At 74.1% G+C, this 13,455-nt stretch carries 12 protein-coding genes; 5 read left to right on the top strand and 7 right to left on the bottom strand.

Annotation, left to right across the window (positions count from 1 at the left end; genetic code table 11):
- Nucleotides 1–79: 79 nt before the first annotated feature.
- Genes IEX99_RS04995 through IEX99_RS04975 form a run of 5 tightly spaced genes read left to right on the top strand, consistent with a single transcriptional unit; the run spans nt 80 to nt 4,865 of the window.
- On the top strand, nt 80–1,063 hold the full coding sequence (locus tag IEX99_RS04995) for an ABC transporter substrate-binding protein (protein WP_188898889.1): 984 nt from the start codon (nt 80–82) through the stop codon (nt 1,061–1,063).
- A complete protein-coding gene (locus IEX99_RS04990; protein WP_188898888.1) occupies nt 1,060–1,845 on the top strand; it encodes an ABC transporter ATP-binding protein in 786 nt (261 codons plus the stop codon). The genes IEX99_RS04995 and IEX99_RS04990 overlap by 4 nt, the downstream gene beginning before the upstream one ends.
- Entirely contained in the window at nt 1,760–2,623 is an 864-nt protein-coding gene (locus IEX99_RS04985) for an ABC transporter permease (protein ID WP_229677812.1), read from the top strand. Before IEX99_RS04990 ends, IEX99_RS04985 begins: the two co-directional genes overlap by 86 nt.
- Nucleotides 2,624–2,638: 15 nt before the next feature.
- A complete protein-coding gene (locus IEX99_RS04980) occupies nt 2,639–4,150 on the top strand; it encodes an amidohydrolase family protein (RefSeq protein WP_188898887.1) in 1,512 nt (503 codons plus the stop codon).
- Nucleotides 4,113–4,865, top strand: a complete 753-nt coding sequence (locus tag IEX99_RS04975) for a cyclase family protein (protein WP_229677811.1) — start codon at nt 4,113–4,115, stop codon at nt 4,863–4,865. The genes IEX99_RS04980 and IEX99_RS04975 overlap by 38 nt, the downstream gene beginning before the upstream one ends.
- A 6-nt stretch (nt 4,866–4,871) precedes the next feature.
- On the opposite strand, the gene IEX99_RS04970 is transcribed toward IEX99_RS04975, so the two are convergent.
- The 7 genes from IEX99_RS04970 to IEX99_RS04930 form a co-directional block, all read right to left on the bottom strand.
- Nucleotides 4,872–5,765 (bottom strand): NAD(P)-dependent oxidoreductase, encoded by an 894-nt coding sequence (locus IEX99_RS04970; RefSeq protein ID WP_188898886.1) that lies wholly within the window; start codon nt 5,763–5,765, stop codon nt 4,872–4,874.
- A gap of 67 nt (nt 5,766–5,832) precedes the next feature.
- Entirely contained in the window at nt 5,833–7,872 is a 2,040-nt protein-coding gene (locus IEX99_RS04965; RefSeq protein ID WP_188898885.1) for a hydantoinase/oxoprolinase family protein, read from the bottom strand.
- Nucleotide 7,873: 1 nt separating this feature from the next.
- The gene (locus IEX99_RS04960; protein WP_188898884.1) at nt 7,874–9,649 is read right to left on the bottom strand and encodes a hydantoinase B/oxoprolinase family protein; all 1,776 of its coding nucleotides are present in this window, start codon (nt 9,647–9,649) and stop codon (nt 7,874–7,876) included.
- Nucleotides 9,646–10,635, bottom strand: a complete 990-nt coding sequence (locus IEX99_RS22350) for an oligopeptide/dipeptide ABC transporter ATP-binding protein (RefSeq protein ID WP_229677810.1) — start codon at nt 10,633–10,635, stop codon at nt 9,646–9,648. Before IEX99_RS22350 ends, IEX99_RS04960 begins: the two co-directional genes overlap by 4 nt.
- The gene (locus IEX99_RS04940) at nt 10,628–11,602 is read right to left on the bottom strand and encodes an ABC transporter ATP-binding protein (RefSeq protein WP_188898883.1); all 975 of its coding nucleotides are present in this window, start codon (nt 11,600–11,602) and stop codon (nt 10,628–10,630) included. The genes IEX99_RS22350 and IEX99_RS04940 overlap by 8 nt, the downstream gene beginning before the upstream one ends.
- Nucleotides 11,599–12,444 (bottom strand): ABC transporter permease, encoded by an 846-nt coding sequence (locus IEX99_RS04935; RefSeq protein ID WP_188898882.1) that lies wholly within the window; start codon nt 12,442–12,444, stop codon nt 11,599–11,601. Before IEX99_RS04935 ends, IEX99_RS04940 begins: the two co-directional genes overlap by 4 nt.
- Complete coding sequence (locus IEX99_RS04930; RefSeq protein ID WP_188898881.1) at nt 12,441–13,454, bottom strand: ABC transporter permease; 1,014 nt, start codon at nt 13,452–13,454, stop codon at nt 12,441–12,443. Before IEX99_RS04930 ends, IEX99_RS04935 begins: the two co-directional genes overlap by 4 nt.
- Nucleotide 13,455: the final 1 nt, after the last annotated feature.

The following is a 13,455-nucleotide window of genomic DNA, read 5'->3' as shown; positions in this document are numbered from 1 at the left end:
CGGTCGGAATCGGCGTTGGATTGTATCCCAGGGAGACGACGCGGCCACGGCGTTCCCGCGACACCGAAGGGAGACCGGTATGCTGCGCACCAGCATCGTGGCCGGCATGGCGGCGCTCGTCCTCGGCGTGGCGCAGCCGGCCCGCGCGCAGGATCGTGTGCTGCTGCAGCTGGATTGGATTCCGACCGGGGAGCACGCGGCCTATTTCGCCGGCCAGCAGCGCGGCTTCTGGCGGGAGGACGGGATCGAGCTCTCGCTGACGCGCGGCTACGGCTCGGGCGACACGGTGAGCAAGGTGGCCGCGGGCGCGGCGCAGTTCGGCGTCGCCGACCTCGGCGCGGTGCTCGCGGCGCGGGCGCAGACGAACGTGCCGGTGCGCTCGATCTCGGCGGTCTACACGCATTCGCCGCATTCGCTGTTCGTGCTGCGCTCCTCCGGGATCACGGACTTCCGCGGGCTGGAGGGGAAGCGAATCGCGATCACGCCGGGGAACAGCCATCGGCTGTACTTCCCGGAGGTGGCCCGGCGGGCGGGGACCGATCCCGGCCGCATCCAGTGGGTCAACACCGACGCCTCGGCGATGGCGGCGATGCTGATCAGCCGCCGCGTGGACGCGGCGCCGTTCTATTCGATCCACTGGTACTACCAGAACAAGGCGGCGCGCCGGGCGGGCGAGGAGATCGTGGTGCTGCCCTTCGTCGAGACGGGCTTCGCGATCTACGCCGCCTCGCTGGTCGCGCACGACGACACGATCGCCCGCAACCCCTACCTGGTGCGCCGATTCCTGCGCGGCGCGCAGCGGAGCTTCGAATGGGCGCGCGACAACCAGCCGGAGGCCTGCCGGCTGCATGTCGCGCGCAATCCCGAGGTCGAGCAGGACGACTGCGAGGGCTCGCTGCGCGCGGTGATGACCTTCGTGTTCAACGACCACCAGCGCCGGACCGGGCTCGGCCGCTTCGATCCGGAGCGGCTGGCCTTCACCTGGCGGGTCGTGGCGGAGAGCCTGAACCTGCCCGCGAACTGGGACCCGACGCAGGCGGTGGACACGCGCTTCCTGCCGTGATCCGCCTCGACCGCGTCGGCAAGACCTTCCGCGGGCGCGACGGCGGCGCGGTGGAGGCGCTGCGCGAGGTCTCGCTCGAGGTGGCGGCGGGGGAGTTCGTCGCCATCGTCGGCGCCTCGGGCTGCGGCAAGTCCACGCTGCTGCGGCTGGTGGCCGGGCTGGTGCCGGCGAGCGCCGGCGCCGTGACGCTCGACGGAGCGGTGGTGCGCGGGCCGCGGGCGGAGACGGCGATGGTCTTCCAGGCGCCGACCCTGCTGCCCTGGGCGGACGTGCTGCGCAACGTCACCTTCCCCCTCCGCCTGATGCGCCGCGCCGACGCGCGGACGGAGGACGAGGCGCGCGCGCTGCTCGCGGTGGCGGGGCTCGCGGGGTTCGAGAAACGGCTGCCGCGGGAGCTCTCGGGCGGCATGCAGCAGCGCGTCGCGATCTGCCGCGCCCTGCTGCAGGCGCCGCGCGTGCTGCTGATGGACGAGCCCTTCGGCGCGCTGGACGCGCTGACGCGCGAGGAGATGAGCCTGGAGCTGCTGCGCCTCTGGACGGCGCGGCGGATGGCGGTGCTGTTCGTCACGCACTCGATCCCGGAGGCGGTGCTGCTCGCCGACCGGGTGGTGGTGATGTCGCCGCGCCCGGGGCGCGTGGTGGACGTGGTGGAGGTCGGGCTGCCGCGCCCGCGCAGCTTCGACCAGGAGGGGAGCGATGAGTTCCAGCGCTGCGCCCGGCGCATCCGCGCCCACATCTTCGGCGGCCGCGGCGGGACCGGCGACGGCGCGCGCGCGGCGTGAGACGATCGCGCGGCTGCGCGCCGCCCTGCCCGCCTGGATCGCGGTGATCGCCTTCTTCGCGGCGTGGGAGGCGTCCTGCCGGCTGTTCGGCATCCGCGAGTTCATCCTGCCGGCGCCGAGCGCCATCTGGGGGGCGACCGTCGCGGTGTGGCCGACCGTGCTCGGCCACACCTGGGCGACCTTCCTCACCGCGATGGGGGGCTTCGTCGCCTCGGTCGTGATCAGCCTGCCGCTGGCGATGCTGATCGCGGCCTCGCCGACGATCTCGGCCGCGGTCTATCCGCTGCTGGTGGTGACGCAGTCCATCCCCAAGGTGGCGCTGGCGCCGATCCTGATCATCGCGCTCGGCGCGAACGAGGTGCCGCGCATCATCGTGACGTTCCTCGTCGCCTTCTTCCCGCTGGTGGTCGGGGCGGTGGCGGGGCTGCTCGCCACCCCGCCGGAGCTGGTCGAGCTCGGCCGCGCCTGCCGCGCCGGGAAGGTGCAGGAGCTGCTGCGCATCCGCCTGCCCTTCGCGGTGCCCTTCGTGTTCGGCGGGCTGAAGGTGGCGGCGGCGCTCGCCGTCGTCGGCGCGGTGGTGGCGGAGTTCGTCGGCGCCGATGCGGGGCTCGGCTACCTGATCCAGACCTCGATGTCGTTCTTCCGGCCCTCGCTCGCCTACGGCGCGGTGGTGATCCTGGCGCTGATGGGCATCGTCATGTTCTGGGCGGTGGAGCTGGTCGAGCGCGTCTTCTTCCCCTGGTCGAGCGGCGCCGGGCAGCCGGCCCTCGGCGCCTGAGAGAAGGATCGAGCCATGGCACGGAGCGAACCCGGCTTCACCGTGATCCGCGGCGGGCGCCTCGCCGACCCCGGGAGCCGCCGGGCCGGGCCCGCGGATGTGCTGATCGAGGACGGCGTGATCCGCGCGGTCGGCGCGGGCCTCGCCGCGCCGGAGGGCGCGCGGGCGATTGCCGCGCAAGGGATGCTGCTGCATCCCGGCCTCGTCAACGCGCACACCCACGGCCATGGCGGCCTGGCGCGCGGGCAGGGCGACAAGTGGACGCTGGAGCTGCTGCTCGCCGCGGCGCCGTGGATCGGCGGCAACCGCGCGCTCGCCGACAAGAAGCTGACGACGCAGATCGCCGCCGCGGAGATGGTGCTGAAGGGCTGCACGGCGGCCTACGACCTCTACTACGAGTTCCCGCTGCCGACGCGCGAGGGGATGGACGCCGCGGCGGAGGCCTATGCCGAGGTGGGGATGCGCGCGGTGGTCGCGCCGATGGTGGCGGACCGCACGATGTACGAGGCGATCCCCGGGCTTCACGACGCGCTGCCCGCCGACCTGCAGGCGGCGGTCGAGAAGCTGAGGCTCGCGCCCCACGAGCGGACGCTGGCGGCGATCTCGGAGGTGCTGCGCAACTGGCGCTGGGACGCGCAGGACATCCGGACCGCGGTGGCGCCGACCATCCCGCACCACTGCTCCGACGCCTTCATGTGCGGCTGCGCGAGGCTCGCGCGCGAGCACGGCGTCGGGCTGCACAGCCATGTCGGCGAGAGCAAGGTGCAGGCGCTGACCGGGATCAGGCGCTACGGCAAGACGCTGCTCGCGCACATGGACGGCCTCGGCCTGCTGGGGCCGGACTTCACGGCGGCGCACGCGATCTGGCTCGACGACGACGACCTGAAGCGGGTGCGCGACGCCGGCGGCTCGCTGGCGCACAACCCGGGCAGCAACATGCGGCTCGGCAACGGGCTGTTCCGGCTGCGGCGGGCGCTCGACCTCGGCGTGAACGTCGGGATCGGGACGGACGGGGCGAACTGCTCCGACAACCAGAACATGTACGAGGCGATGCGCTACGCCTCGATGGTCTCCAAGGTGCAGACGCCCGATCCGCGGCTCTGGGCGAGCGTCGAGGAGGTGTATCGCGCCGCGACCGAGGGCTCGGCGCGGGCGCTCGGGTTCAGGGACATCGGCGCGATCGCGCCGGGGATGAAGGCGGACATCGTCTTCCTCGACCTCGAATCGGTGAACTGGATCCCGCACAACTGGACCGTGAACCAGATGGTGCACGCCGAGGACGGCACCTCGGTGCGGCACGTGATGATCGGCGGCGGCTTCGTCGTGCGCGACCGCAGGCTGCTGACGCTCGACCTGGCGAAGCTGGCGCGGGAGGCGGAGGCGGCGCGCGAGCGGCTGGAGGCGCTGAACGCCGGCATGCGCGAGCTGTTCGCGAGGCTCGAGCCGGTGGTGGCGAGCTTCTGCCCCGCGCTCGCGGCGCAGCCCTACCATGTGCGCCGCTATCTCTGCGACGCGCCCGGGCCGTGAGCGCGAGGAAGAGGGAGGAGCCGTCCGTGGAATTCGTCGACCTCAGCCGCGAGATCCACCACCGCACGCCGGCGCATCCGAGCCATCCGCCGGTGATCTCACCGTCTGGAACGACCATTCGGAGAGGAAGGTCGCGGGAAACACCGTCTTCACCAGCAAGTCGCTGGCGCTGTCGCTGAGCGACCACTCGACGACGCATGTGGACGCGCCGGTGCATTTCGACCCGCGGCCGGGCGCCCTCTCGATAGACCGGATGCCGCTCGAGCGGTTCTACACGGAGGCGATCTGCCTCGACCTGTCCCACGTGCCGCTCAGGCACGCGGCGACGGTGCCGGAGATGGAGCAGGCGCTGGCGCGCTCGGGACAGGAGATCCGCAAGGGCGACACCGTGCTGCTGTGGATGGCGACGAACGAGCGGCTGTTCGGCACGCCGCGCTACGCGCACGACTTCCCGGGCCTCGCGCCGGAGTCGGTCCACTGGCTGGCGGACCGCGGCATCGGCATGTTCGGCGTGGAGGCGGTGAGCCCGGCGCCAGAGGGCGAGCTGAACTACATCGCGCACATGATCTGCGCGGAGCGCGGCATCACCCACATGGAATGCCTCTGCAACCTGGACAGGCTGGTCGGGCGCGGGCGCTTCCGCTTCGTCGGCTTCCCGCTGAAGATCCGCGACGGCACGGCGAGCCCGATCCGCGCCGTCGCGGTGTTCGGGTAGCGCCGGTCAGGGCTTGTCCGGCGCGCCGCCGAGGAAGCGGTGGACCATGGTGTTGTCCACCTTCGGGCCGAGCGCCGCCACCGCCTCGCGCCAGAGCCGCCGGCAGAGGGCGAGGGCCTGGGCGTCGAAGCCCGTCTCCTCGGCGATGGCGCCCGCCGTCTCCAGGTCCTTGGCCATCAGGCCGAGCTGGAAGCCGCCGGCGTAGCGGCCGGAGAGGATCTCCTGCCTCGCCTTGGTCTCGGTCGCGACGTTGCGGCCGGAGGAGGCGTTCATCACGTCGGTGAGGACGCCGAGGTCGAGGCCGAGCCGCGCGCCCATCTGCAGCGCCTCGGAGAGCGCGAGCAGCCCGGCGGCATAGACGTAGTTGTTGAGCGCCTTCATCGCGTGGCCGCTGCCGACGGCGCCGCAGCGGATCAGCGTCTCGCCCATGCCGCGCAGGACGGGTTCGGCCCTGGCGAAGGCGGCGTCGTCGCCGCCGACCATGATCGCGAGGGTGCCGGCGCGCGCCTTGGTCACGCTGCCCGAGACCGGCGCGTCCATCAGGGCGGCGCCGCGCGCGGCGGCGAGCGCGGCCAGGCGCCGCGTCTCGGCGGGGACCGAGGAGCCCATGTCGATCACCAGCGCGCCGGGGCGCAGCGCGCCGAGCAGGCCGTCCGGCCCCTCCATCACCTGCGCGACCACGGCGCTGGTCGGCAGCATCAGCACGATGATGTCCGCGCCCGCGGCGACGGCCGCGGGCGTCGGCGCGAATTCGAGCCGTCCCGCCGGCGCGCCCTCGCGCAGCGCGGCGCAGGCGGTTCCGGAGGTGTCGCAGGCCAGCAGGCGGTGGCCTTTCGCGAGCAGGCAGCGCGCCATCGGCAGACCCATCATGCCGAGGCCGATGAAGCCGATCGGACCCATTCCCTTCCCTTCCCTCTCCTCCGTGCCGGCCGATCGTCGGACGGCGGGACGCGGAAGGCAATGCCGCTCAGGCGGGACGCAGGACCAGCGCCCCGGTCGGGAGCACGGCCGCGCGCCAGCCGGGCGGCACCAGGGTCGTCGCGTCGAGCTGGGTGGCGATCGCCGGGCCGTCGAAACGAGCGCCGGGGCCGAGGCGCGCACGGTCGTAGACCGGCACGCGCGCCGGCCCGTCGCGCAGGCGCATCGTCTGGGTGCCGACCTGCGCCTCCGCCGCCTCGCCGCCGGCCGGAGGCGAGGCGGCGGGCGCCGGGAGACGGCCGGCCGCCTCGACCCGCAGCGTGACGATCTCGATGGCGACGCCCGGCAGGTCGAAGCCGTAGAGCGCGCGGTGCGCGGCGGCGAAGGCGTCGGCGAGCACGGCGAGGTCGCCATCGGCCGGCCAGGGGACGGGAAGCTCGAAGCCCTGCTCCTCGTAGCGCATGAGCGCGACGCGGCCGGTGGCGCGGTCCTCCGGGGCGACCGCCTCGGCGTCGAACCAGGCGGCGGCTTCGGCCTCGAGGCCGGCGAAGGCGTCGGCGAGGCGTCGGCCGTCGGCACCGCGCAGCGGCCGGGCGACGGAGCGGCTGAACTCCGCCTTCAGGTCCGCGGCGAGCAGGCCCTGCGCGCAGAGCACGCCCGGCGCGGGCGGGACCAGCACCGTGGTGATGCCGAGCAGCCCGGCCAGGGCGCAGCCGTGCAGCGGCCCGGCGCCGCCGAAGGGGACGAGGGCGAAACGGCGCGGATCGTGGCCGCGCTCGACCGAGACGATGCGGATCGCGCCGACCATGTTGTTGTCGGCGATGGCGAGGATGCCGCGCGCGGCCGCCTCCACGGACAGGCCGAGCGGCTCCGCGACGCGCGCGCGCAGCGCGCGCTCGGCCCGCGCCGGGTCGAGCGCCATGCGGCCGCCGAGCAGCGCGGCCGGAAGGTGGCCGAGGACGAGGTGCGCGTCGGTGACGGTCGGCTCCTCGCCGCCCTGGCCGTAGCAGGCGGGACCGGGATCGGCGCCGGCGCTCTCGGGGCCGACGGTGAGCGCGCCGCCCTCGCCGACGCGGGCGATCGAGCCGCCGCCGGCGCCGATCGTCACCATGTCGAGCATCGGCAGCGGCAGCGGCCAGGGGCCGATGCGGCCGTGCTGCGTCAGGCCGATCCGGCCGTTGGCGATGAGGCAGATGTCGGCGCTGGTGCCGCCGATGTCCACGGTGATGAGGTCCTCGAACCCCGCCGCCGCGGCGGCGGCGCGCGCGCCGACGATGCCGGCGGCGGGGCCGGAGAGCGCCGTCTGGGCCGGGGCGCGGCGAATCGCGGCGGCGCCGGCGACGCCGCCATTGGACTTCATCAGGAGCAGCGGGGCGGCGACGCCGCCCTCGCGCAGCCGCGTCTCCAGCCGCGCGATGTAGGTGGAGACGGCCGGCATCACCGCGGCGTTCAGCACCGTCGCCATGCTGCGCTCGTACTCGCGCACGACGGGCAGCACCTCGATCGAGGCGGTGGCGGCGAGGCCGGGCGCTTCCTCGGCGAGGATGGCGAGGGCGCGGCGCTCGTGGGCCGGGTTGGCGAAGCTATGCAGGAAGCAGACGGCGACGGCCCGCACGCCGGAGGCGCGGATGGCGCGCGCGGCGCGGCGCAGCGCGGCCTCGTCGAGCGGAACCAGTTCGCTGCCGTCGGCGGCGATGCGGCCGGCGACCTCGAAGATGCGCGAGGCCGGAACCGGACGCGCGGGCTTGCGCCAGGACCAGAGATTCTCGCGCCGGGGCAGGTCCTGGCGGCCGATCTCGAGGACGTGGCGGAAGCCCTGCGTGGTGATCAGCGCGGTCGGCGCGGCCTTGCCCTCGAGGATGAGGTTGGTCGCGACGGTCGTGCCGTGCAGCACGCGGCCGATCTCGTCCGGGGAGCGCCCGGCGGCGGCCAGCGCGAGCGCGGCGCCCGCGGCGAAGCCGAGGGAGGGGTCGCGCGGCGTGCTCGGCGTCTTGGCGGTCCAGGCCCGGCCGGTGGCGGAGTCCAGGAGCGTGACGTCGGTGAAGGTGCCGCCGATGTCCACGGCGAGGAGCAGCGGTCGCGCGGCCATCTCAGGCGACCGCGTCGGTGTAGGCATGGCGATGGAACAGCCGCACGGCAGGGCGGCGCGCGCGCAAGGCCTCCGTGCCGGCGGGATCGAGCGCGCCATCCGCGATGGCGACGCCGTAATGCTCCGCCGCCGCGGCCTCGCTGACGAAGCCGCAGAGCACGTCGGACAGCACCTGCTCCGCCGGGCGGTCGAAGGGGTGGCCCCAGCCGCCGCCGCCGCCGGTCTCGATGCGCAGCACCTCGCCGCGGGTGAGGATGGTGCCGTCGGAGAGCGGGGGCAGGACGCGCTCGCGCTCGGTGCCGGGGTTGACGACGGCGCGGCCGCTGCCGCCGTTCATGCCGCCGGCGACGCCCCAGGGCGGGTTGCGCACGCTGTCGATGCGCACCGAGAGCATCGCGCGCTCCGCCAGCACCTCGTACTCGCGCACGACGCCGCAGCCGCCGCGGAACCGGCCCGGGCCGCCGGAGTCGCGATGGAGGCCGTACGCGCGCAGGCGCACCGGGTAGGCCAGTTCCATGAACTCGGCCGGGTAGTTCTCCTGAGCGACGAAATAGACCGCGTCGGTCCCGTCGGCGAAGGGGCGCGCGCCGTAGCCGACGCCGATGCCGTCGGTGAGGAGGAACGTCCTGCCGTCGTGCTCGCCGCGCAGCGCGATGATGACGTAGGCGGAGTGCGCGGCGGGCGCCTCGCCGTCGCGCGCCACGGCGACGAGGCCGTTCAGGGCGGCAAGGCAGCGCATCATCGTCAGCCCGCGCATGCCGAGAGGCGCGGGCGGGCGCGGCTGGAGAAGCGAGCCCTCGCGCAGCCGCACCTCGTCCATCGCGCGCGGACCGCCGGCGTTCAGCACCTGGCCCGGCTCGCCCTGAAGGAAAAAGAGGCCGAGCGCCATGCCGGGGACGTCGGGGTGCATCAGGAAGTTCACCGGGCCCGGCGCCTGGTCGTCGGTCCCGGTGGCGTCGAACAGGAAGCGGTCGTCGTCGGTGCGGGTGAGGGCGAAGCGCAGGCGGAACGGGCCGTTGCCGTGGCCGTCGCCGTCGATCGCATCGGCGAAGCGCGTCGTGCCGACGGGGAAGGTGGCGCGCAGCTTCGCGCGCACCGTCGCCTCGGTGCGGGCGAGGAGCTGGCGGAAGGCGTCCGCCAGCACGGCCGGGCCGAAACGGTCCGCCATCTCCTCCAGGCGTCTCTCGCCGAGGCGCACGGCGGCCATCAGCGCGCGCGTATCGCCCCGGGACTGCGTCGGGAAGCGGCTGTTGCGCCAGAAGGTGCGCAGCAGGTCCTCGTTGACGGTGCCGTCGCGCACGAGGCGCACGGGCGGGACGATGATGCCCTCCTGGAAGTGCTCGGTGGCGTCCGGGCTGATCGAGCCGGCGCGCAGCCCGCCGATGTCGGAGAAATGCGCCCAGCCCATGACGAAGCCGATGCGCGCGCCGGCGTGGAAGGCTGGGGCGAGGAAGACCTGATCGTTGCTGTGCGAGACGGCGCCGCGGCTGCCGTAGCAGTCGTTGTACCAGTAGAGGTCGCCCGGGCGCATGGTGTCGAGCGGGAATTCGCGCGCGACCGGGGCGACGATGTCGCCGAAGATCGGCAGGTCGCTGCCGATGACCATCGCGCCCTCGGCGTCGAAGATCGCGGTGTAGAAGTCCTTCTTCTCGCGAATGAAGGCGGACATGGCGGTGCGCTCGAGCAGCGCCTCCATCTCCGCCTGCGCGGCGCGGGCGGCGCCGCGGACGATCTCGAGGGTGACGGGGTCGCAGGTGACGGTCGTGCTGCTGCTCATGCGGCGTCGCGGTGCTCGGTCGGGGCGTCGCGCCAGCGGTGGCAGGCGACGGTGTGGCCGGGGGCGGCGGGCTCGGGGGCGGGGTCCTGCGCCGCGCAGAGCGGGATGGCCATGGAGCAGCGCGGATGGAAGCGGCAGCCGTGCGGCACGGCGCGCAGGCTCGGCGGATCGCCGGGCAGCGAGGGCCCGGTGTCGCGCCCGTCAAGATGCGGGGCGGCGGCAAGGAGCGCGCGGGTGTAGGGATGGCGCGGCTCGCGGAACAGGGTCGCGGCGCTTCCCTCCTCGACGATGCGGCCGAGGTACATCACCGCGACGCGATCGCAGACCCGGCGCACGACGGAAAGGTCGTGGCTGATGAAGACGTAGGTCAGGCCGAAGCGCGCGCGCAACTCGCGCAGCAGGCGCAGCACCGCGGCCTGCACGGAGAGGTCGAGCCCCGCGGTCGGCTCGTCGAGGATCACCACCTTCGGGCGCAGCAACAGGATGCGCGCGAGGCCGATGCGGCGCTGCTGGCCGCCGGAAAGCTCGTGCGGGTAGCGCTGCGCCATCGCCGCGTCGAGGCCGACGGCGGCGAGCGTCTCGGCGATGCGGGCCTCCTGCTCGGCGCGGTCGGTGACGCCGTGGATGGCGAGGCCCTCGGCCAGGGTGCGCCCGACGCGCCACCAGGGATCGAGCGCGGCGCCCGGGTCCTGGTGCACGTACTGCACGGCGGCGCGCATGCGGCGCGCGGCGAGCGGGTGGTGGCCGGAGACGGTGCGACCCTCGAGCACGATCTCGCCGGCGGCCTCGCGCTGCAGGCCGAGCAGGGCGCGGGCGAGCGTGGTCTTGCCGCAGCCCGATTCGCCGACGATGCCGAAGGTCTCTCCGGATGCCACGGCGAGGTCCACGCCGTCCACCGCGCGCACCGCGGGAGCGCGACGGAACAGTCCCCGCCGGCCACCGAGCTCCACGACAAGGCCACGCGCGGCAAGGATCGGCTCAGGCAAGCGCGGGCTCCGGCAGGGCGTCGGCGTGATGGGGGCAGGCGACCGCGCGACCGCCAGGCAGAGCGACCGGCGGCGGCGGGGCGTCCGCGCAAGCCGGGCGCGCGATCGGGCAGCGCGGGTGGAAGCGGCAGCCCGCGGGTTGCGCGGTGGCCGCGGGAACGGTGCCCGGGATGCCGGCGAGGTCCACGGCACGGTCGGGGTGGCAGGCGAGCAGGAGGCGCGTGTAGGGATGGCGCGGGTCGTCGAGCACCGCGCGCGTCGGCCCGGCTTCCGCGACGCGCCCGGCATAGAGGACCGTGACGGCGTCGCAGAGCGCGGCGAGCACGCCGAAATCGTGGGTCACGAACAGCAGCGACAGGTTGCGCTCGGCGGCGAGGCGGCGCAGCAGGGCGAGGATCTCGCGCTGGGTGGTGACATCGAGCGCGGTGGTCGGCTCGTCCGCCACGACGAGGGCGGGGTCGCAGCTCAGCGCCGCGGCGATCAGCAGGCGCTGGCGCTGGCCGCCGGAGAACTGGTGCGGGTATTTCCGCAGCGCCGCCTCGGCATCGGGGAGCTGAACGGCGCGGAACAGCTCGACCAGCTTCGCGCGGTGGTCGCGCCGCGTCCCGGGGGCGTGGCGGCGCATGATCTCGAGGATCTGGTCGCCGGCACGGAAGACGGGGTTGAGCGAGAGGTAGGGGTCCTGCGGCACGAAGCCGATGCGGCCGCGGGCGGACGCCGCGCGGTCGGCCAGGATGTCGCGGCCCTCGAAGCGGATGGCGCCGCCCGGGATCAGCGCCCCGCGTGGCAGGATGCCGAGGATGGCGCGCAGCAGCGTGGTCTTGCCGCAGCCGGATTCGCCGACGACGCCGACGGTGCGGCCGGGCGGCACGGCGAGCGAGACGTCGTCGAGGATGCGGGCGAGGCCGGCCTCCGTGCGCAGGTGCACGGACAGGTTCTCGACGGCGAGCAGCGGCCGGTCGCTCATCGGCGCGAGCGGCGCAGGCGCGGATCGGCGGCGTCGCGCAGGCCGTCGCCGAGCAGGTTGAAGCCGAGCACGAGCAGCAGGATGGCGAGGCCGGGAAAGGTCGGGAACCACCAGGCCTCCGGCAGGTGCTGGCGCGCCTCGGCCACGGCGAGGCCCCAGTCCGGCGAGGGCGGGGCGGCGCCGACGCCGAGGAAGCCGAGGATCGCCGCCGTCAGTATGGTGAAGCCCATGCCGATCGTGGCGCGCACCAGCACCGCGGGCAGCGCGTTCGGCAGGACGTGCAGCAGCAGGATGCGCGACGGGCGCGCGCCGATGCCGGCGAGCGCGTCCACGAACAGGGCGCTGCGCAGCCGCCGCGTCTCGGCGAACACGGTGCGGGCGAAGAAGGGCCAGTAGGTGAGCGCGAGCGCGACCATCGCCGTCTCGATGCCGGGCCGCATGAGCTGGCCGAGGGCGAGGGCGAGGATCAGCTGGGGGACGGCGAGGAACACGTCGGTCACGCGCATCAGCACGTCCGAGACCCAGTTGTCCCGCCAGCCGGCGAAGAGGCCGACCGGGATGCCGATCGCCATCGCCGCGACCACGACCGAGAGCGCCACCGCCAGCGCACTGCGCGTGCCGAGGATGACGCGCGACAGGATGTCGCGGCCGAGGTTGTCCGTGCCGAAGGGGAACTCCGCCGAGGGCGGGCGGAGGCGCTGCAGCAGGTGGCTCTCGTAGGCGTCCTCCGGATAGGGCGCGAGCTGCGGGGCGAAGGCCGCGACGAACACGGCGAACAGCACGATGGCGAGGCCGAGCGCGGAGACCGGATCGCGCAGGAGCCGCGTCGCGGCGGCGCTCACGACATCTCCTCCGCGACACGCGGGTCTATCAGCGCCTGCGCCACGTCCACCGCCACGTTCACCACCGCATAGACGACGCCGACGACCATGGTGACGGCGAGCAGCGCCTTGTAGTCGGAGGAGAGGATGGCCTGCACGGCGTAGGTGCCGAGGCCCGGCCAGTCGAAAACGGCCTCCACCGCCACCGCGCCGGAGATCAGCGCGCCGAACAGCAGGCCGATCTGCGTGACCGTGACGGTGACGGCGTTGCGCAGCACGTAGATCGCTGCAAGGCGGACGCGGCCATAGCCGGCGGCGCGGGCGTAGAGGACGTAGTCCTTCTGCAGCGCCTCCAACACGCCGGAGCGCGTGAAGCGGGCGATGGTGGCGAGGCCGGGAAGCGCGAGCGTGACCGCCGGCAGCACCATGTGGCGCAGCGCGCTCGCGAGCATGTCCGGGCGGCCGGCGAGCAGGGTGTCCACGAGCAGGAAGCCGGTAACGCGCGGCGGCGTGCCGAGCGTGACGTCCATGCGCCCGCGCAGCGGCAGCCAGTCCAGGTCCATCGAGAAGACGAGCTGGAGCATGATCGCGAGCCAGAAGGACGCGATGGCGAGGCCGCCGATCGAGAGCAGGCGCACCAGGTGGTCCACCGGCCCGTTGTGGTCGAGCGCGGCGACCAGCCCGAGCGCGACCCCGAACAGGGTGGAGAGCAGCAGCGCCGCGAAGGTGAGCTCGAGCGTGGCGGGCAGGCGGAAGGCGATCTCCTCGACGACGGGGCGGCCCGAGAAGACGGAACGGCCGAAGTCGCCGGTCAGCACCTGGCGGACATGGACGATCGCCTGCTCCCAGATCGGCCGGTCGAGACCGTACTGGGCGCGGATCTCCGCGATCTGCGCCGGCGTGGCGGCGTCGCCGGCGAGCGTCGCCGCCGGATCGCCCGGGACGACGCGCGACAGCACGAAGGTCAGCACCACCAGCCCGAACAGGGCGGGAAGCGCGAGCAGGATGCGGCGGATGACGAAGCGCGCCAAG

The organism is Caldovatus sediminis, assembly GCF_014644455.1.
Classification (GTDB): Bacteria; Pseudomonadota; Alphaproteobacteria; order Acetobacterales; family Acetobacteraceae; genus Caldovatus; species Caldovatus sediminis.
This window is presented reverse-complemented; position numbering and strand designations above follow the sequence as displayed.